This window comes from Pseudomonas azotoformans, assembly GCF_900103345.1.
Lineage (GTDB): Bacteria > Pseudomonadota > Gammaproteobacteria > Pseudomonadales > Pseudomonadaceae > Aquipseudomonas > Aquipseudomonas azotoformans.
This window is the reverse complement of the sequence record NZ_LT629702.1, coordinates 1,936,129-1,955,747: the sequence shown is the minus strand read 5'-3', so window position 1 is coordinate 1,955,747 and position 19,619 is coordinate 1,936,129. Positions and strand designations below refer to the sequence as shown.

Below are 19,619 nucleotides of genomic sequence, written 5' to 3'. Positions count from 1 at the left end.
TCGCGGGGCAACGCACCCCACGGCACGCCTGATGAGGAAAGCACCATGAGTCACTTACTGGATCAACTGCGGTTCTTCAACCGCAAGCAAGACGAGTTCTCCGAGGGGCACGGCGAGACCCGCAAGGAGTCCCGCGACTGGGAAAACGTCTACCGTTCGCGCTGGCAGTACGACAAGATCGTGCGCTCCACCCACGGGGTGAACTGCACCGGCTCCTGCTCGTGGAAGATCTACGTGAAGAACGGCCTGATCACCTGGGAAACCCAGCAGACCGACTACCCGCGCACCCGCAACGACCTGCCCAACCACGAACCCCGTGGCTGCCCGCGTGGCGCCAGCTACAGCTGGTACATCTACAGCGCCAACCGGCTCAAGTACCCGAAGATCCGCAAGCCGTTGCTCAAGCTGTGGCGTGAAGCACGCCTGACCATGGCCCCGGTGGAAGCCTGGGCGAGCATTGTCGAGGACAAGGCCAAGGCCGAGTCGTACAAGAGCAAGCGTGGCATGGGCGGTTTCATCCGCTCCAACTGGGCGGAGGTCAACGAGATCATCGCTGCCTCCAACGTCTACACCATCAAGCAATACGGGCCGGACCGCATCGTCGGCTTCTCGCCGATCCCGGCCATGTCGATGGTCAGCTACGCCGCCGGCTCGCGTTACCTGTCGCTGCTCGGTGGGGTATGCCTGAGCTTCTACGACTGGTACTGCGACCTGCCACCGGCCTCGCCGATGGTGTGGGGCGAGCAGACCGACGTGCCGGAGTCGGCCGACTGGTACAACTCCAACTACATCATTGCCTGGGGTTCCAACGTCCCGCAGACCCGTACGCCGGACGCGCATTTCTTCACCGAGGTGCGCTACAAGGGCACCAAGACCGTGGCCATCACCCCCGACTATTCGGAAGTGGCCAAGCTCACCGACCTGTGGCTCAACCCCAAGCAGGGCACCGACGCCGCGTTGGCCCAGGCCTTCAACCATGTGATCTTCAAGGAATTTCACCTCGACCACCCGAGCGCCTATTTCACCGACTACGCCAAGCGCTTCACCGACCTGCCGGTGCTGGTGATGCTCAAGCCCGTGACCGGGTTTGCTCCCGGCGCCGGCTTCCAGCCCGACCGCTTCCTGCGCGCCTCGGACCTCACCGGTAACCTGGGCCAGGACAACAACCCGGAATGGAAAACCATCGCCCTCGACGAGAGCGGCGAACTGGTGTCGCCACAAGGGTCCATTGGCTACCGCTGGGGTGAGAAGGGCAAGTGGAACATCCTCGCCAAAGAGGGCGGTGAAGGCCGTGAGATTGATCTCAAGCTCAGTCTGATCGGCGCAGACGTGGCCGAAGTCGGCTTCCCGTACTTTGCCGGTGAAGCCCACGAACACTTCCAGCACGTGGCCGGTGACGCCGTGCAGTTCCGCCGCGTGCCGGTGCACAGCGTGACGTTGGCCGATGGCAGCGTGGCCAAGGTTGCCACGGTGTTCGACCTGTCCGCCGCCAACCTGGCCATCGACCGTGGCCTGGGCGGCAGCAACGTGGCCAGGGACTACGACGACGCCAGCGTGCCGGGCACCCCGGCCTGGCAGGAAGCGATCACCGGCGTCAGCCGCGAGAAAGCCATCCAGATCGCCCGTGAGTTCGCCGACAACGCCGACAAGACCAAGGGCCGCTCGATGATCATCGTCGGCGCGGCGATGAACCACTGGTACCACATGGACATGAACTACCGCGGGCTGATCAACATGCTCATGCTCTGCGGTTGTGTCGGCCAGACCGGCGGCGGCTGGGCCCACTATGTCGGCCAGGAAAAACTGCGTCCGCAATGCGGTTGGCTGCCCCTGGCGTTCGGCCTGGACTGGAGCCGCCCGCCACGCCAGATGAACGGCACCAGCTTCTTCTACGGCCACAGCTCGCAGTGGCGCCACGAAAAAATGAACATGCACGATGTGTTGTCGCCGATGGCCGACAAGTCGCAGTTCCCCACCCATGCACTGGACTACAACATCCGCGCCGAACGCGCCGGCTGGTTGCCCAGCGCGCCGCAACTGAACACCAACCCGCTGCATATCTGCCGGGACGCGGCGGCCGCCGGCATGGAGCCCAAAGACTACGTGGTCAAGGCCTGGCAGGACGGCACCTTGCGCTTTGCCTGCGAGCAACCGGACAGCCCGGTGAACTTCCCGCGCAACATGTTCATATGGCGTTCCAACCTGCTTGGTTCGTCCGGCAAGGGCCATGAGTACATGCTCAAGTACCTGCTCGGCACCAAGAACGGCGTGATGAACGAAGACATCGGCTTTGGCGGCGAAAGCAAGCCCACCGAAGCCGAATGGGTCGACGACGGCGCCATCGGCAAGCTCGACCTGGTGACCACCCTGGACTTCCGCATGTCGTCCACCTGCGTGTACTCCGACATCGTCTTGCCGACCGCCACCTGGTACGAAAAAGACGACATGAACACCTCGGACATGCACCCGTTCATCCACCCACTGTCGGCAGCCATCGACCCGGCGTGGGAGTCGCGTTCCGACTGGGAAATCTACAAGGGCATTGCCAAGGCGTTCTCGGCCATGGCGGTCGGGCATCTTGGCGTCGAGCAGGACCTGGTGACCGTGCCGCTGATGCATGACAGCGTCGGCGAACTGGCCCAGCCGTTCGGCGGCACCGACTGGAAAAGCGCCGGTGTGGCGCCGGTGCCGGGCAAGAACGCGCCGAACATGGCGGTGGTGGAGCGTGACTACCCGAACATCTACAAGAAATTCACCTCCCTCGGGCCTTTGCTGGAAAAACTCGGCAACGGCGGCAAGGGCATCAACTGGAACACCGATGACGAGGTGGCCTTCCTCGGCGAGCTGAACCATCACGAAGGCGACGCGGGTATCAGCCATGGTCGGCCGAAGATCGACACGGCCATCGATGCGGCCGAGGTGATCCTGTCCCTGGCCCCGGAAACCAACGGCCATGTGGCGGTCAAGGCCTGGGCGGCGCTGTCGGCCTTCACCGGCATCGACCACAGCCACCTGGCGTTGCCCAAGGCCCACGAAGCCATCCGCTTCCGCGACATCCAGGCGCAGCCGCGCAAGATCATCTCCAGCCCCACTTGGTCGGGCCTGGAAGATGACCATGTGAGCTACAACGCCGGCTACACCAACGTTCATGAAAACATCCCATGGCGCACCATCACCGGTCGCCAGCAGTTCTACCAGGACCACCCGTGGATGCAGGCGTTCGGCGAACAGCTGATGAGCTACCGGCCACCGGTCAACACCCGCACCATCGAAGGGGTGAAGGGCAAGCGCAGCAATGGCGAGACCGAGATCGTGCTGAACTGGATCACCCCGCACCAAAAGTGGGGCATTCACAGCACCTACAGCGACAACCTGCTGATGCTCACCCTGAGCCGTGGCGGGCCGATCGTGTGGCTCTCGGAAATCGACGCCAAGCGCGCCGGCATCGAGGACAACGACTGGATCGAATGCTTCAACGTCAACGGTGCGCTCACCGCCCGTGCGGTGGTCAGCCAACGGGTCAAGGAGGGCATGGTGATGATGTACCACGCCCAGGAACGCATCGTGAACGTGCCCGGTTCGGAGACCACCAAGACCCGTGGCGGCCACCACAACTCGGTGACCCGCGTGGTGCTCAAGCCGACCCACATGATTGGCGGCTACGCCCAGCAGGCCTACGGCTTCAACTATTACGGCACGGTCGGTTGCAACCGCGACGAGTTCGTCGTGGTGCGCAAGATGGCCAAGGTCGACTGGCTCGATGGTTCCACCGGCGATGACCTGCCGCGCCCATTGCCGACCGATATCGAGGAGAACTGAGATGAAGATTCGCTCACAGATCGGCATGGTGCTGAACCTGGACAAATGCATCGGCTGCCACACCTGCTCGATCACCTGCAAGAACGTGTGGACCAGCCGCGAAGGCATGGAATACGCCTGGTTCAACAACGTCGAATCCAAGCCCGGCATCGGCTACCCCAAGGAGTGGGAAAACCAGGACAAGTGGAAGGGCGGCTGGGTGCGCAACGCCAACGGCAGCATCAACCCGCGTATCGGCGGCAAGTTCCGCGTGCTGGCGAATATCTTCGCCAACCCGGACCTGCCGAGCCTGGACGACTACTACGAGCCGTTCGACTTCGACTACCAGCACCTGCACTCCGCACCGTTGGGCGAGCACCAACCGACCGCGCGGCCGCGCTCGGTGGTGTCGGGCAAGCGCATGCAGAAAATCGAGTGGGGCCCGAACTGGGAGGAAATCCTCGGCACCGAGTTCGCCAAGCGCCGCAAGGACAAGAACTTCGACCAGATCCAGGCGGATATCTATGGCGAGTACGAAAACACTTTCATGATGTACCTGCCGCGCCTGTGCGAGCACTGCCTCAACCCGGCGTGTGCGGCGTCGTGCCCCAGCGGTGCGATCTACAAGCGTGAAGAAGACGGCATCGTGCTGATCGACCAGGAAAAATGCCGCGGCTGGCGCATGTGCATCAGCGGTTGCCCGTACAAGAAAATCTACTTCAACTGGAAGAGCGGCAAGTCCGAGAAGTGCATCTTCTGCTACCCGCGCATCGAGGCCGGCATGCCCACCGTGTGTGCCGAAACCTGCGTCGGGCGCATCCGCTACCTCGGCGTGTTGCTCTATGACGCCGACCGCATCAGCGAAGTGGCGAGCACGGCCAGCGAGCACGACCTGTACGAGAAGCAACTGGAGATCTTCCTCGACCCGAATGACCCGGCGGTGATCCGCCAGGCGTTGGCCGATGGCGTACCGCAGTCGGTGATCGACTCGGCGCAGCGCTCGCCCGTGTACAAGATGGCGGTGGACTGGAAGCTCGCACTGCCGCTGCACCCGGAATACCGCACCTTGCCGATGGTCTGGTACGTGCCGCCGCTGTCGCCGATCCAGAACGCTGCCGCGGCCGGCACCGTGGGCATGAACGGGGTGATCCCGGACGTGGACAGCCTGCGCATCCCGCTGCGCTACCTGGCCAACATGCTCACCGCCGGCGATGAAAAACCGGTCAAGCGTGCCCTCAAGCGCCTGCTGGCGATGCGTGCGTTCAAGCGTTCCCAGCAGGTCGATGGCGTGCAGGACTTGCAAGTGCTCGAAGACGTGGGCCTGAGCGTGCCGCAGGTGGAAGAGATGTACCGCTACCTGGCGATTGCCAACTACGAAGACCGCTTTGTGGTGCCGAGCGCGCACCGTGAAGACGCCATGAGCGACGCGTTCGCCGAACGTTCCGGCTGTGGCTTCAGCTTCGGCAGCGGTTGCAGCGGCAGTTCCGACACCAACATGTTCGGCGCCAAGAAGGCTAACCGCCGCGACGTCCTGAAAACCGTGCAGATCTGGGAGGACTGAGCCATGCGCATTCTTAAAGTGATTTCGTTGCTGCTGGACTATCCCACCGAGACTCTGGTGAACGGCCGCGATGAACTGGAGCAGGCGATCATCGAGTCGCGGGAAATCAGCCCCAAGCAACGCGGTGCGTTGTTCGAGCTGTTGGAGCTGATCTGCGGCAATGACCTGATGGATGGCCAGGAGCACTACGGCGCGCTGTTCGGCCGTGGTCGCTCGCTGTCGCTGTTGCTGTTTGAACACGTGCACGGCGAGTCCCGGGACCGTGGCCAGGCGATGGTCGACATGATGGCCCAGTACGAGGCCGCCGGGTTTGCCATCGGCGTCAAGGAGCTGCCGGACTATATCCCGCTGTACCTGGAGTTCCTCTCCACCCGCGAAGACATCGAGGCCCGCGAGGGCCTGGCGGATGTGGCGCACCTGCTGGCGTTGCTCGCGGCGCGCCTGGAAGAGCGTGAGAGCGCCTACGCCAGTTGCATGCGCGCGCTGTTGCAAATCGCCGGCACCGAGCCGCACCAGGCCGTGGCCGAGGTGCGCGCCCAGGTGGCGGCCGAGCCGCGCGACGACTCCCTCGAAGCCCTCGACAAGGTGTGGGAAGAGGAGGCCGTGGACTTTATGCAGGCCGAGCAGCAGGACCGTTGCAGCGCGATGCCCAGCGCTCCCGGCAAGGCACGGGAAGAAAGCGCCGTGCCGCTGCATTGGGTGGATTTTCAGCAAGCAGCGCCGGCCGCCGTGCCGGCCGGGGAGGTGGGTAATGTCTAAGTGGAATTTGCTGGTATTCGGGGTGTATCCCTATGTGGCCCTGGCGATCTGCCTGTTGGGCAGTTGGGCGCGGTTCGACCTGTCGCAGTACACCTGGAAGGCCGGCTCCAGCCAGATGCTGAACAACCGCGGCATGCGCGTGGCGAGCAACTTCTTCCACATCGGCGTGCTGTTTGTGCTGGCCGGGCATTTTGTCGGCCTGCTCACACCGGCGTCGGTGTATCACCACGTGATCAGCACTGAAAACAAGCAACTGCTGGCGATGGTCTCCGGCGGGTTCTTCGGTCTGCTGTGCCTGGTGGGGTTGCTGATGCTGGTCAACCGCCGCTTGAGCGACCCGCGGGTGCGCGCCACATCGAGTGCGTCGGACATCCTGATCCTGCTGGTGCTGCTCGCGCAGTTACTGCTCGGTTTGCTGACCATCGTCGCCTCGACCGGGCACATGGACGGCTCGGTGATGGTGATGCTCGCCGACTGGGCGCAGAACGTGGTGTTGCTGCGGCCGGTGCAGGCGGCGGAATCGATTGCGCCGGTGTCGCTGGTCTACAAGGCCCACGTGGCATTGGGCTTGACCCTATTTGTGCTGTTCCCGTTTACCCGCCTGGTGCACATGGTCAGCGCGCCGATCTGGTACCTGGGGCGGCGTTACCAAATCGTGCGGCAGAAGTCGTGAGGAGCGCGTGATGACCCAGCCTGAATTGATTGCCAGCAGTGAACAGGAATGGCCCATCGTCAGCGTCAACGGCGTGTCGATCACGCCCGAGGCGATGGCCCTGGAGTTGCAATACCACCCGGCCGAAAGCCGCGAGGCGGCGGTGTACCTGGCGGCCCGCGCCCTGGTGATTCGCGAGTTGTTGCAGCAGCGCATTGCCGAATTGGGCCTGGCGGTGGACATCGCCCCCGGCGAGAACGAAGAGGAAGCGGCCACGCGCTTGCTGCTGGAGCGCGAAATCAGCGTGCCGCAGTGCGACGAAGCGACCTGCCGGCATTACTTTGAAAGCAATCGCGGGCGCTTCCACAGCGCGCCGTTGCTGGCGGTGCGGCATATCCTGCTCGAGTGCGCGCCGGACGATGCCGAGGCACGCCAGATGGCCCATGTGCAGGCGGAAATCCTGTTGCTGAGCCTGGCGCAGACCCCCGGTAGTTTCGCCGAACTGGCCCTCAAGTATTCGGCGTGCCCCTCCAAGGCCCAGGGCGGTTCGCTGGGCCAGATCAGCAAGGGCCAGACCGTACCGGAACTGGAGCGCCAGCTGTTCACCCTGGCACCGGGCCTGGCCGACAAACCGCTGGAAAGCCGCTATGGCTGGCACGTGATCAGCATCGACCAGCGTATCGAAGGGCAACCACTGCCCTATGAAGCCGTGGCCGGGGCGATTCGCACCCAACTGCAACAAGGCGTGTGGCAGAAGGCGTTGGTGCAGTACCTGCAAACCCTGATCGGCGCGGCGGACATTCGTGGCCTTGCGCTGCAGGGCGCCGACTCGCCGTTGGTGCAGTGACATGAGTCTGGTGGATGGGCTCGGCCGTACCATCGACTACCTGCGCTTGTCGGTGACCGACCGCTGTGATTTTCGCTGTGTGTACTGCATGGCGAAGACCATGACCTTCCTGCCGCGCCAGCAGGTGTTGAGCCTGGAAGAACTGGAACGCCTGGCCCGGCTGTTCGTGGGCCAGGGCGTGCGCAAGATCCGCCTGACCGGCGGTGAGCCGCTGATCCGGCCGGGGATTGTCGGGCTGTGCCGCAACATCGCGGCGCTGCCGGGCTTGCGTGAACTGGTGATGACCAGCAACGGCTCGCAACTGGCGCGATTGGCACGGCCCTTGGTGGACGCGGGGGTCAAGCGCATGAACATCAGCCTCGACAGCCTGGACCCCGAGCGGTTTCGGGCGATCACCCGCAACGGTGACCTGCGCCAGGTACTGGACGGTATCGAGGCCGCGCGGGATGCGGGGTTCGAGCGGGTCAAGCTCAATTGCGTGGTGATGAAAGGGCGCAATTTCGATGAGGTGCCGGGGTTGGTGCGGTATGCGCTCGAGCAGGGGATCGATATCAGTTTTATCGAGGAAATGCCCTTGGGGGATGTGGGGCGTTCGCGGGGGGAGACGTTCTGTGCCAGTGATGACGTGCGTGGGGTGATTGCCCGTGAGCATGTGTTGCTCGACAGCACCGAGAACAGCGGTGGGCCGGCCAGGTATGTGCGGTTGGCGGGGCATCCGCGGACGCGGATCGGGTTTATTTCGCCTAATTCGCAGAATTTTTGTGGCAGTTGCAATCGGGTGCGGATGACGGTGGAGGGGCGGTTGTTGTTGTGTCTGGGGCAGGAGGATGCGCTGGACCTGCGTGGGTTGCTCAGGCGCTATCCGCTGGAGGATGGGCCGTTGGTTGAGGCGTTGCATCGGGCGTTGCGGGGGAAGCCGTTGGGGCATGATTTTACGGGGGCGGGGGAGGTGCAGGTGGTGCGGTTTATGAGTGTGAGTGGGGGGTGATGGGGGCATATCCGTTATTTAGGTAACGGCCACTTATGGTTCCGCCCTTACGGCGGCTCACTTTTGGAAGGACCGGAATGCCGGCCCAGCCAAAAGTAAGCAAAAGGTCCTCGCCCCAACACTCGGCACCTCGCCTAGGCTCGGTGTGCCCTCACTCCGGCTTGAATCCGTGGGCCGCCGCCACGCGCCATCCATGGCGCGGGGCGGCTAACCCGGCGTCCTGCCGGGTTACCCACGGATTCAAGCCTGCGTTCGGCCAGCGTGTTTGACGGGGCGCCCCAGATCAAAAGCAAGAGCGCGGCGGCCTTAGAGCCGACCGGATTGAATGGCCGGTACTCGGTCAAAGTGTGGGAGGGGGCTTGCCCCCGATGGCAGTGGGTCAGTCACTGATGAGTTGGCTGACACACCGCCATCGGGGGCAAGCCCCCTCCCACAGTTTGATCTCCATGCATCAGTTAGATATCCGCCTGCTTTTGATCTGGCTTTTGATTTTGATCTTAGGCGCCCCGTCAAACACGCTGGCCGGAATTCGGCAGGGATTTGGGGGGTAAACCGGCAGGGATGCCGGTTTAGCCGCCCCGCGCCATGGATGGCGCGTGGCGGCGGCCCCCCAAATCACTGTCGGATTACGGGCACACCGAGCCTAAGCGAGGTGCCGAGTGTTGGGGCAAGAGCGTTTTGCTTACTTTTGACTGGGCCGGCATTCCGGCTTTTCAAAAGTGAGCCGCCGTAAGGGCGGAACCAATAGCCGCCGTGACCGAAGAAACGGATATGCCCCCGATCTGAAAAACCTTGACCCCGATCAAGGGCACCCAAGACCAATCTTCGTAAAATCACCGCATATTGTGTTTAAAGACTAAAAAATACCTATATGTAGTGTTTGGAGCCTCCCCAATGCAAACCGCGCTCACCCCCCTGACCAGCACCCGCCTGCACAAACGCGACGGCACGCTCGTCCCCTTCGACGCCGAAAAAATCCGCCAGGCCCTGATCGCCGCCGGCACCGCCACCGGCGAATACCAGACCACTGACGTCGACCTGCTGCTGGGCGCCGTCCTGGCCCGCCTGAGAGGCATCGACCAACTGGACGTCGAACAAATCCAGGACAGCGTCGAACGCGTATTGATGGACGCCGGCTACTTCCTGTCGATGCGCGCCTACATCGTCTACCGCGAACAACACGGCCGCCTGCGCCGCGACCGCAAGACCCTGGTGGAAGTCGCCACCTCCATGAACGAATACCTCGACCGCGAAGACTGGCGCGTGCAGGCCAATGCCAACCAGGGCTATTCCCTCGGTGGGCTGGTGCTGAATGTGGCGGGCAAGGTCACCGCCAATTACTGGCTGGATGAGGTCTACAGCGAGCAGATCGGCCGTGCGCACCGCGAGGCGGACCTGCATATCCATGACCTGGACATGCTCGCCGGTTACTGCGCCGGCTGGTCCCTGCGTTCGTTGTTGCATGAAGGCCTCAATGGCGTACCGGGGCGCGTGGAGGCGGGGCCGCCCAAGCACTTGAGCAGCGCGCTGGGGCAGATGGTCAATTTCCTCGGCACCCTGCAGAACGAATGGGCCGGTGCGCAGGCGTTCAGTTCCTTCGACACGTACCTGGCGCCCTATGTGCGCAAGGACCAGCTGAGCTACCCGCAAGTGCGCCAGGCGGTGCAGGAGTTCATCTACAACCTCAACGTGCCGTCACGCTGGGGCACCCAGACGCCGTTTACCAACCTGACCTTCGATTGGGTCTGCCCCGAAGATTTGCGTGAACAGGTGCCGGTGATCGGCGGTGAAGAAATGCCGTTTGCCTATGGCGACCTGCAAGCCGAAATGGCGTTGATCAACCGCGCCTACATCGAAGTGATGCAGGCCGGGGACGCCAAGGGCCGGGTGTTCACCTTCCCGATTCCGACCTACAACATCACCCATGATTTCCCCTGGGACAGCGACAACGCCGACCGCCTGTTCGAGATGACCGCACGTTATGGCCTGCCGTACTTCCAGAACTTCCTCAACTCGGACATGCAGCCCAACCAGGTGCGCTCGATGTGCTGTCGCCTGCAGCTGGACGTGCGCGAGTTGCTCAAGCGTGGCGGCGGCCTGTTTGGCTCGGCGGAGCAGACCGGCAGCCTGGGGGTGGTGACGATCAACTGTGCGCGTCTGGGCTACCTGTTCAAGGGCGATACCTCGGGCTTGCTGCAACGCCTGGACAGCCTGATGGAGATGGCCATGGAGAGCCTGGAGGTCAAGCGCAAGATGATCCAGCATCACATGGACGCCGGTCTCTACCCCTACACCAAGCGCTACCTGGGCACGCTGCGCAATCACTTCTCCACCATCGGCCTCAATGGCATGCACGAGATGCTGCGCAATTTCAGCGGTGACGAGCAGGGCATGCACACCGAGCAGGGCCGTGCCTTTGCGCTCAAGTTGCTCGACCACGTGCGCGCCACCTTGCTGCGCTTCCAGGAAGACACCGGTCACCTCTACAACCTCGAGGCGACGCCGGCCGAAGGCACCACTTACCGCTTCGCCAAGGAAGACCGCAAGCGCTACCCCGACATCCTGCAAGCGGGCAGCGAGGTCGCGCCGTATTACACCAACTCGTCGCAACTGCCGGTGGGCTTTACCCAGGACCCGTTCGAAGCCCTGGAGCTGCAAGACGAGCTGCAATGCAAATACACCGGCGGCACCGTGTTGCACCTGTACATGGCCGAGCAGATTTCCTCGACCCAGGCCTGCAAGCAGTTGGTGCGCAAGGCGCTGGGGCGTTTCCGCCTGCCGTACCTCACGGTGACGCCGACGTTTTCGATCTGCCCGGTGCATGGCTATCTGGCCGGTGAACATGAGTTCTGCCCCAAGTGCGATGAAGCCCTGGCAGCCGCCCGTTAAACCAAGCTTTTCAACCCCAAGGAGATTCACCATGCAAGCATCCCAGCCACAACGTCAGCGCTGCGAAGTCTGGACCCGGGTGATGGGTTATCACCGGCCGGTGTCGGCGTTCAACCCCGGCAAGCAATCCGAGCACAAGGAGCGCGTGCACTTCACCGAAACGGCTGCGGCGGCCGGGCGTCAATGAGCCGAGCGCTACGGGTCGGGGGCCTAGTGCCCCTGACCACCCTCGACTACCCCGGCATGCTCGCCTGCGTGCTGTTCTGCCAGGGCTGTGCCTGGCGTTGCCGTTACTGCCACAACCCGGACCTGATCCCGCCGCGTGCCAGCACGGAGGTGGATTGGCGCCGGGTGCTGCTGTTCCTGCAACGGCGCCGGGACTTGCTCGATGCCGTGGTGTTCAGCGGCGGCGAGCCGACCTTGCAGGAAGGCTTGCCGGCGGCGATGGATGAAGTGCGGGCGATGGGTTTTCACATCGGCTTGCACAGCGCCGGGATCAAGCCGGCAGGGTTTGCCAATGCGTTGCGTCATGCCGACTGGGTCGGGTTCGACGTGAAGGCCCTGGCCGAAGACTGCCAGTCGATCACCCAGGTCAAGGGTAGTGGCGCCGCCAATTGGCGCAGCCTCGACACCTTGCTCGCCAGTGGCGTGGACTACGAATGCCGCACCACGGTGCATTGGCACCTGATCGATCCATCCCGGTTGTTGCGGCTGGCCCAGCGTTTGCAAGCCACGGGTGTGCAGCGCTTCGCCGTGCAGATGGTGCGCACCGTCAGCATGCTCGACCCGCAATTGCCGAGTGCACCGGCACAGGCCGCGTTGCCCGAGCTGTGGGGCCGTTTGCGCGAGTTGTTTCCCGCGTTTGTCTTGCGAGGGTGACCCACACCCTCAACCGGTTTTTAAAGATGCTGCCCATGGTGGGCAGGTGTTCATCAAGGAATGTTCAGAATGAAGCAGTTAACCACGGCACAACGCATTGTCATCGGTTTCGCGATTGCGCCGCTGGCCCTGGTCGGCTTGGTGTTCTACGCCTTGCACGACCTGGCGACCCTCAAGCAACAGTCCGCACAGATCGTGCAGCAGGACTGGCCGAAAATCGCGCCGATCATGGTGATCGCCACCGGCGTGCGCGATAACGGCCGCAACACCCGCGACCTACTGATCGACGCAGATAATCAGGCCGCTCAAGCTTCGATCGGCAGCACCCGGCAACGCATCACCGAGGCGTTTGCCACCCTCGAACCGTTGCTCGATACCGCCGAAGGCCAGGCCGCCTATGCGACCCTCAAGGCCCATCGTGAAACCTACGTGGCAGCCTTCACCCAGGTGCAGGCTTTGATCAAACAGGGCGCCCGTGAACAGGGGCTGGCCCAGCTCAAGCAACAGGTGATGCCGGCCGAGCTGGCGGTGTTCAAGAGCCTGGATGCGCTGATGGCCATGCAGGGACGCGTGTTCGCCGAGCGTGAGCAGGCGGCGCAGGTGCTGTACGACGACGCCCGGCGCACCATGCTGGGGCTGTTGCTGTTGTGCGTGGCGCTGGTGGTGACCGCTGCCGTCATCGTCACCCGCAGCGTGATCCGCCCGCTGGGCGGGGAGCCCGACGAAGCCGCACGTGTACTCAGCCATATCGCCCAGGGCGACCTGACCATCGAAGTGCCGCTGGGCAACAGCGCCGAAGGCAGCGTGATGCGCAACCTGCACCAGATGCAGCAGAACCTCAACCAGATGGTCCGACAGATTGCCGCGTCGGTGGACGGCGTGGCCAGTTCCTCCGAAGAGTTGAGCGCGGTCAGCAGCCAGACCAGCAACAGCTTGCAGTCCCAGGGCCAGGAGATCGAGCAGGCGGCCACCGCCGTGAATGAGATGACCGCCGCCGTCGACGAGGTGGCGCGCAATGCCGTGAGTACCAGCGAGGCTTCGCGCCTGTCGGAGCAGACCGCTCAGCGTGGCCGTGCCCAGGTGCAGGAGACCGTGGCGTCGATCAACACCCTGGCCACCGGCGTGGTGGAAACCTCGGAGCGCATCCAGCAACTGGCCGGCCGTGTGCAGGACATCAGCAGCGTGCTCGAAGTGATCCGCAGCATCGCCGACCAGACCAACCTGCTGGCCCTCAACGCCGCCATCGAAGCGGCCCGGGCCGGCGATGCCGGGCGCGGGTTCGCGGTGGTGGCCGATGAGGTGCGCGCGCTGGCCCATCGCACCCAGGCCTCGACCCAGGAGATCGAGCAGATGATCGGCAATATCCGCCAGGACACCGAACACGCGGTGGCGGCCATGCACAACAGCAGTGAGCGGGTGCAGGCGACCCTCGGCGTGGCGCAGCGTTCGGGGGAGGCGCTGGATGAAATCACGCGGTCCATCTCGCAGATCAACGAGCGCAACATGATGATCGCCAGCGCCACCGAAGAGCAGGCGCTGGTGGCGCGGGAGGTGGATCGTAACCTGGTGGGCATCCGCACACTGTCGCAGCAGGTGTTGCAGGGGGCTTTGCATACGGAGACGGCGGGGCATGACCTGGCGGGGATGGCGGGGGCGCTGCATCAGACCGTGGCGCGCTTCAAGGTCTAGCGGGAAGTTGGCAAATGTGGGAGGGGCTTGCCCCCGATGACGGAGTGTCACTGACAGATGAACTGGCTGACCCACTGTCATCGGGGGCAAGCCCCCTCCCACAGTCTCAATGCTTCAGTTGATCCAGCCCCAGAACTGCAGCCACCAGCCGTAGCCGATCAACCCGGTACTCATCAGCATGCACAGCCACGCCCGTCCGCGAGGCAGTCCCTCGAGTCGTTGCCACGCCAACCACAGGCACCAGCCGATCGCCGCCATCAAGATCACCGCTCGCAGCGGTTGCACCCACGCCAATACCAAGCCTTCGTAGCGCAACAGCTTCACCGTGGTCGCCGACAAACCCAGGAACAACCCCGTACCACCCAGGGGCGTCAGTGTCAGCGCCAGGGGCCGAAACAGTGCGCGATCGCCCGCCGAGCGCGCAGCCAGTTGCAACCACAGCCAGCATCCGCCGCCCACCACCAGCGAGCTGCCGGCCAGATACAGCACGATGCACACCCCGTCCAGCCAACTGAAGCTGTCATTGCGTTGCGGGTAATGGGTGAGCAACCACCAGGGGGCGTTGTCGTGCAGCGGCCATAGCCAGTCGTGGCTCACCAGCCACTCGGCCAGGTGTTGCTTGAGGGCGATGAACCAGGGGCTCACCGTCCACTGAAACGCGCCCATGGCCAGGCCGATCACACCGAACAGCAAGAGGCGCGCGTCCCAGGCCGAGCCGTGTTGCAGGGGGGCCTGGAGAATCTCCTGGTTGCATGAGCGGGCGATCAATTGCACCGCGCCGCGTTGCCCGCTGCAGCGGCCGCAGGCGTGGCATTCGCTGGCGCCTTGCAGGCGGCGGATATCCAGCAGCGGCGCGCAGTTGGGCAACGGCAGGCGTGGCGCGGCGTTGGCCTTCCAGCGTTGTTCATCCACGGCGAAGTGCACCGGCGCCAGGCGGGCGAGCAGGGCGAAGACGCCGCTGACCGGGCACAGGTAGCGGCACCAGACGCGTTTGCCGCGCACGAACAGCAGGCCGACCACGACCGCCGCGAGGGTCGAGCCTCCGAGGATCAGCAGCGCGGCCTGGGCGTAGTCGTACACGCTGATCAACTGGCCGTAGAGCGTGGTCAAGCAAAAGCCCAGGGTCGGCCAGCCACCCCAGCGCAGCCAGCGCGGAATGCCCAGGCCGCGCCCGTGCTGGCTGGCCCATTCGCTCAAGGCACCTTCCGGGCAGAGCACCCCGCACCACAGGCGCCCGAACAGCACCATCGACAGCAACACGAACGGCCACCAGAGGCCCCAGAAGATGAATTGCGCAAGCAGCGTGAGGTTGTCGAGCAGGCGCGCCTGGCTGTCCGGCAGGGGCGACAGCGTCGGCAACACCAGCAGCACGGCGTACACCAGCACCACCGCCCATTGCACGCTTCGGATCAGCCGCCCATGGCGACGCATGCCATCGCCCAGTTGCTGTAGCCAGCTCATGCGGCTTGCCGTGACCGGCGCAGGCCGTTGCCCACCAGCAGCCAATAGCCGAGCAACACCAGCACCGTGATCAGGCTGGGCGCGGCGCGGTAGCCGGCGAAGTCTGCCAGCAACGCGCCCAGGCCATGGCTGTCACTGAGCAGCAGGCTGCTGTCCCAGCGGCTGTCGCCAAACGCCGAGTAGACCCAGTCGGGCATGTCCATCGCCAGCAGTTGCCCACTGATGCGGTCCACCGCAGCGACCAATAACGCGCCGCCCAGCAGCAACAGCAAGGCTTCGCTGAGGGCGAAAAAACGTGCCCAGGAAATAAAGCGTTGGCTGCTGCGCAACAGCACCACGGTCAGCCCGGCCAGCACCAGCCCCAGCACGCCACCGACGGCGAACAGGCCCAGGGCTTCGTCGTGCAGACGGGCACCGGCGCCATACAAAAACACCACGGTCTCGCTGCCTTCGCGGCTCACCGCCAGCAGGGCCAGCAGCAACACGCCCCAGCTGCCGTGCCGGGCCAGGCGCCGGTCGGCTTCACTGACCAGCCGGTGTCTGAGGGTGGGCGCATGGCGATGCATCCAGAACACCATCTGCACCATCAGGCCGCTGGCGACCAGGGTCAGCGCCGCTTGCAGCCATTCACCCGCGGGGCCGGTCATGGCTTCGCCGGCCCACAGCATCAACACCGCCAGCCCGGCGGAACCGAGCAGGCCCAGCAGCACGCCGGCCCAGAGGTAACGGGCCAGGCGTGAGCGACCGGCCTGGCAGCTGATCCAGGCCTGCAGAATGCCGATCACCAGTAGCGCCTCGACGCTTTCGCGCCACACAATAAACATCGATGTGTTCATCAACGGCTCCTATTCGGCACGGATGCTGCCTTCGGGCAGTTGGGGGTTGAATTCGTCGAAGAACGGATAGGTGCCTGGCTTGAGGGGGTGGATCACCACAAAGGTGGCCACCCCAGGGGACAAGACTTTCTCCACCCGCAACGGCGTGCTTTCGAATTCGGCCGGGCCTTGGCCGAGGTTCTTGAGCACGATCTTGAAACGCTCGCCGGCCTTGACCGCCAATTGGGGTGGGGTGAAGTGGCCGTCTTGCAGAGTCAGCTCATAGGTGGGTAGAGGCGCGGCCAAGGCCGCACCGTTCAGCACAAACCCGCCGAGCAGCAGGGCGCGGCGCATCAATAGCCGCCTTTCTTGCCGATGCCGGCGTAGACGAATTCGTAGTGCACTTCGCAGCGTTCGAACCAGGGCGCGACGCCGGTTTCCTTGTCGGTATGATGGCCCAGGGAACGGTGGCCGGAAGGCGGTGTAACGGTGAAGGTGAGGCTGTATTTTCCCGGCCCTTGCAGCTTGACGTTGTCGCCATAGTGCGGGCCGTCATTGGCGACCATGGCGTGGAAGTCTCCGTTGATGGGCTGCGTGTCACCTTGCTTTTTCAGCGAGAAGGACAGGTTCAGGTAAGGCACGAAACTGCCTTCCTGAAAGCCCTGGGCGTTGTCTGCCGTGGCGCGTACGTCGGCTTCCAGGTGCACGTCGGAGTCGGCGGTGGCGCGCATCATCCCCGCAGGGGCCATCTCGATCGGTTGCAGGTACACCGCGCCGATTTCCAGCCCCGGGCAGTGTTGCGGTTCGCCGATTGGATACTCTTTCGCGGAAGCCGCGCCGGTGGTCATCAACAGGAGGATGGGCAGCAGGGATGAGGTACGCATGAGGGCTTCCTGACGGGTGAGGGGAGAGAGCCCGAGTCTAGGAAGGTCTGGCGTGAATAATAATGATTCTTGTCAAGTTTGCAGGATATTTCATGATTGCCCGGCTTGATCCGGGTCAAGGCTGGGTTGGGATCGTGGCGTTAGGCTTGACCCACAGTTCGCCGGTAGGAAGCTGCTTCATGGCCAAGCCTTTTCCGCTGCATCCCAAACACCCTGAACGCATCTGCTGGGGGTGTGACCGCTATTGCGCCGCCTCTGACCTGGCTTGCGGCAACGGTGCCGACCGCACCATGCACCCGGCCGAGATGCTCGGTGATGACTGGTATGAACACGGCGACTGGGGGCTCACGCCCGAGCCGCCGCCCGCACAAAACACCGAAGCCCCTTCACCACCCGAGAGGGTTCGATGAAGCCAACATCAGGCTGCCAGGGGTTTGCTGGCTTGCTGCTTTTTGTGCGCTGTTTTCATGGCTTCCATTTCGGCGCCCAGTTCTTCGAGGCGTGCTTTACCGAGTAACTTCCTCGCTTGGGGGAACATCTCGGTTTCTTCCTCTTCAATATGGTGCTCCAACAATTCCTTGACCACTTTGACCCGCCCCGAGAACTCCGTTGTCGACGGTTCGGTCTGCTTCAGGTCCGGGAGCACCAGAGAGTCGACGGTGCGATGCTCCTCCTTGGCCTCGTGGTACATGATGTCTTGTTCCTTACCGCCGGCCTTTCTGAACGCCGGGTAGAGGATCTCTTCTTCCAACTTGGTGTGCAGGCTGATTTCCGCTTCCAGCTTGGCCAGCAGATCAGTGCGTTTCTTGACCCCGCGTTCAGTGGACTCACTCAGTTGAGTCAACAGGGCTTTGACGCGTTCATGGTCGGCTTTGAGCAGGTCAATCGCATTCATGGGTGACACCTCACGGGAAACGCAGGGCGTGTCGAAATGCACGCCTCGTCCAGTGCAGGGTTGCATCAGTTGTACCAACTTAAACCATCTTGAATTCATCAAATAATTCAATGGTCTACGCCAAGTGTGCGGCTGTGTGGGTCGTGCAGGTTGCATGGTTGGCCCGATGGAGCGTTGCATTCCACAACGCTAGGAGGTTGGGGCAAATTTTAATGAACCCTCGCGGCTGATGCTTGACCTAACGCATACGACCTAGGAGGTGAAGCATGGAAATTCAATATATCTGGATCGGTCTGGCAGTGATTCTGCTGCTGCTGGAATTGTGGGCGATCAATATCGTGTTGCGCAGCACGGGGGGCTGGGAGTCGAAAGGGTTATGGCTGGTGGTGCTGATTTTTGTGCCGCTGTTCGGGCTGATCGCTTGGGCGATGTTCGGGCCGAAACGGGAGATGCCGGAGCATCGTAAAAGCTGAAGCATCAGCCCATAAAAAACAGGCGCCTCGACGGCGCCTGTTTTCGTTCAGCGCTTGGGCGTCAGCCTGCCACTGCCTTAGCAATCGCCTCATTGAACGCAGGCAAGTCGTCCGGCGTGCGCGAGGTAATCAGGGTCCAGCCGTTGGCCTTGCATTCCTTGACGTCGGCATCGACCCAGCCAGCGGCCCCGGCGTTTTCCAGGTCGATGCGTACGCTCTTGTAGGAGGTCAGGGTCTTGCCTTTGATCACGCCTGCATCAATCAGCGTCCATGGCCCGTGACAGATCGCGGCCACGGTTTTACCGGCCTGCACGAACTCATTGATCAGCTTCAGCGCGGCTGGATCCTGGCGCAACGTGTCCGCATTGACGGTGCCACCGGGAATGACCAGTGCATCGAAATCAGCACCGGAGAGCTCGGACAGTTTTGCAGCGGATTCCACCGTCTGGTCTTTCTCGGTGTCGCCCACGAAGGTCTGTGTGGTGCCGCCCTTGCTGGAGGCGTGGGTCACCGTCGCGCCATAACCGCGCAGTGCTTCCAACGGTTTGAGCAGTTCGTCGCGCTCGATGCCGGTATTGGAGGTGATGACCAGAATCTTCTTGCCGTTTAGGTGTGAACTCATGATCGAGTGTCTCCTGATGGGGAATGGGATGTGGGAGAGTTGATCCGGCTCGCACGGCAAAGGTTTAAATTAATTTGCGCTTATTTTCCGGGCGGTTGGCGCGGGCAATTTCCTTGAACTATCCAGATTGGCAGGCCTCTGCTGCTTAAGCGCCCGCCATTTTCACGGGCCTTCAATTGACTGGAGATACACCATGACTGCCGATAAAACCCCTGCCCCCATCAGCTCTGAAGAAGCCCAGAACGGCACGGAAAAACCCGCCAAGGGCCAGACCCTGGAACGCCCGAATCCCAAGACTGAAACCGTCGATAAAGTGGTGACGCCCACCTCGATCAAGGACATCGAGCGCCAGACCGATGCCATCAACGAACAGGCCGCCAAGGCCGAGCGCAAGCTGGGCCACTGAG

The 19,619-nt window shown here is 63.1% G+C and carries 19 protein-coding genes; 13 read left to right on the top strand and 6 right to left on the bottom strand.

What is annotated here, in order from left to right:
- The first annotated feature begins 45 nt into the window (after positions 1-45).
- The 10 genes from BLR69_RS08215 (at position 46) to BLR69_RS08160 (ending at position 14,062) form a co-directional block, all read left to right on the top strand.
- Complete coding sequence (locus BLR69_RS08215) at positions 46-3,819, top strand: nitrate reductase subunit alpha (protein ID WP_058427562.1); 3,774 nt, start codon at positions 46-48, stop codon at positions 3,817-3,819.
- A 1-nt stretch (position 3,820) separates the two neighbouring features.
- Positions 3,821-5,359 (top strand): nitrate reductase subunit beta, encoded by a 1,539-nt coding sequence (narH, locus tag BLR69_RS08210; RefSeq protein WP_071492626.1) that lies wholly within the window; start codon positions 3,821-3,823, stop codon positions 5,357-5,359.
- Positions 5,360-5,362: 3 nt separating this feature from the next.
- Positions 5,363-6,118, top strand: a complete 756-nt coding sequence (gene narJ / locus BLR69_RS08205; protein WP_058427564.1) for a nitrate reductase molybdenum cofactor assembly chaperone — start codon at positions 5,363-5,365, stop codon at positions 6,116-6,118.
- Positions 6,111-6,791: a respiratory nitrate reductase subunit gamma gene (narI, locus tag BLR69_RS08200; RefSeq protein WP_071492627.1), complete on the top strand. Its 681-nt coding sequence runs from the start codon at positions 6,111-6,113 to the stop codon at positions 6,789-6,791. The genes narJ and narI overlap by 8 nt, the downstream gene beginning before the upstream one ends.
- A gap of 10 nt (positions 6,792-6,801) precedes the next feature.
- Positions 6,802-7,617 (top strand): peptidylprolyl isomerase, encoded by an 816-nt coding sequence (locus tag BLR69_RS08195; protein ID WP_071492628.1) that lies wholly within the window; start codon positions 6,802-6,804, stop codon positions 7,615-7,617.
- Position 7,618: 1 nt separating this feature from the next.
- Positions 7,619-8,605, top strand: coding sequence for a GTP 3',8-cyclase MoaA (moaA, locus tag BLR69_RS08190; protein WP_071492629.1), 987 nt, complete (start codon positions 7,619-7,621; stop codon positions 8,603-8,605).
- Between the two features lie 894 nt (positions 8,606-9,499).
- Complete coding sequence (locus BLR69_RS08175) at positions 9,500-11,494, top strand: ribonucleoside triphosphate reductase (protein ID WP_071493067.1); 1,995 nt, start codon at positions 9,500-9,502, stop codon at positions 11,492-11,494.
- A 31-nt stretch (positions 11,495-11,525) separates the two neighbouring features.
- On the top strand, positions 11,526-11,681 hold the full coding sequence (nrdD, locus tag BLR69_RS31320; protein WP_058427276.1) for an anaerobic ribonucleoside-triphosphate reductase: 156 nt from the start codon (positions 11,526-11,528) through the stop codon (positions 11,679-11,681).
- Positions 11,678-12,373 (top strand): anaerobic ribonucleoside-triphosphate reductase activating protein, encoded by a 696-nt coding sequence (locus BLR69_RS08165; protein WP_071493066.1) that lies wholly within the window; start codon positions 11,678-11,680, stop codon positions 12,371-12,373. The genes nrdD and BLR69_RS08165 overlap by 4 nt, the downstream gene beginning before the upstream one ends.
- A 69-nt stretch (positions 12,374-12,442) precedes the next feature.
- Positions 12,443-14,062 carry a methyl-accepting chemotaxis protein gene (locus tag BLR69_RS08160; RefSeq protein WP_071493065.1) on the top strand — a complete coding sequence of 540 codons (1,620 nt, stop codon included), beginning with the start codon at positions 12,443-12,445 and terminating at the stop codon, positions 14,060-14,062.
- Between the two features lie 114 nt (positions 14,063-14,176).
- Here the strand turns inward: BLR69_RS08160 and BLR69_RS08155 are convergent, their stop codons facing one another.
- From BLR69_RS08155 to BLR69_RS08140, 4 genes are read right to left on the bottom strand one after another with little or no spacing between them, the layout of a single operon-like run.
- On the bottom strand, positions 14,177-15,523 hold the full coding sequence (locus BLR69_RS08155) for a 4Fe-4S binding protein (protein WP_071493064.1): 1,347 nt from the start codon (positions 15,521-15,523) through the stop codon (positions 14,177-14,179).
- On the bottom strand, positions 15,520-16,359 hold the full coding sequence (locus BLR69_RS08150; RefSeq protein WP_071493063.1) for an FTR1 family iron permease: 840 nt from the start codon (positions 16,357-16,359) through the stop codon (positions 15,520-15,522). Before BLR69_RS08150 ends, BLR69_RS08155 begins: the two co-directional genes overlap by 4 nt.
- A gap of 9 nt (positions 16,360-16,368) precedes the next feature.
- Entirely contained in the window at positions 16,369-16,692 is a 324-nt protein-coding gene (locus BLR69_RS08145; protein ID WP_071493062.1) for a cupredoxin domain-containing protein, read from the bottom strand.
- A complete protein-coding gene (locus BLR69_RS08140; protein WP_071493061.1) occupies positions 16,692-17,222 on the bottom strand; it encodes an iron transporter in 531 nt (176 codons plus the stop codon). The genes BLR69_RS08145 and BLR69_RS08140 overlap by 1 nt, the downstream gene beginning before the upstream one ends.
- A 179-nt stretch (positions 17,223-17,401) precedes the next feature.
- On the opposite strand from BLR69_RS08140, the gene BLR69_RS08135 reads away from it, so the two are divergent.
- Positions 17,402-17,632 (top strand): DUF3079 domain-containing protein, encoded by a 231-nt coding sequence (locus BLR69_RS08135; RefSeq protein WP_071493060.1) that lies wholly within the window; start codon positions 17,402-17,404, stop codon positions 17,630-17,632.
- 8 nt (positions 17,633-17,640) lie between these two features.
- On the opposite strand, the gene BLR69_RS08130 is transcribed toward BLR69_RS08135, so the two are convergent.
- Complete coding sequence (locus BLR69_RS08130; protein WP_058427283.1) at positions 17,641-18,117, bottom strand: hemerythrin domain-containing protein; 477 nt, start codon at positions 18,115-18,117, stop codon at positions 17,641-17,643.
- A gap of 266 nt (positions 18,118-18,383) precedes the next feature.
- On the opposite strand from BLR69_RS08130, the gene BLR69_RS08125 reads away from it, so the two are divergent.
- Complete coding sequence (locus BLR69_RS08125; protein ID WP_058427284.1) at positions 18,384-18,590, top strand: PLDc N-terminal domain-containing protein; 207 nt, start codon at positions 18,384-18,386, stop codon at positions 18,588-18,590.
- 61 nt (positions 18,591-18,651) lie between these two features.
- Here the strand turns inward: BLR69_RS08125 and BLR69_RS08120 are convergent, their stop codons facing one another.
- Positions 18,652-19,212, bottom strand: a complete 561-nt coding sequence (locus BLR69_RS08120; protein ID WP_071493059.1) for a type 1 glutamine amidotransferase domain-containing protein — start codon at positions 19,210-19,212, stop codon at positions 18,652-18,654.
- A gap of 193 nt (positions 19,213-19,405) precedes the next feature.
- Here BLR69_RS08120 and BLR69_RS08115 point away from each other — a divergent pair, with 193 nt between their 5' ends.
- Entirely contained in the window at positions 19,406-19,618 is a 213-nt protein-coding gene (locus tag BLR69_RS08115) for a hypothetical protein (protein ID WP_071493058.1), read from the top strand.
- The last annotated feature ends 1 nt before the right edge of the window (position 19,619 follow it).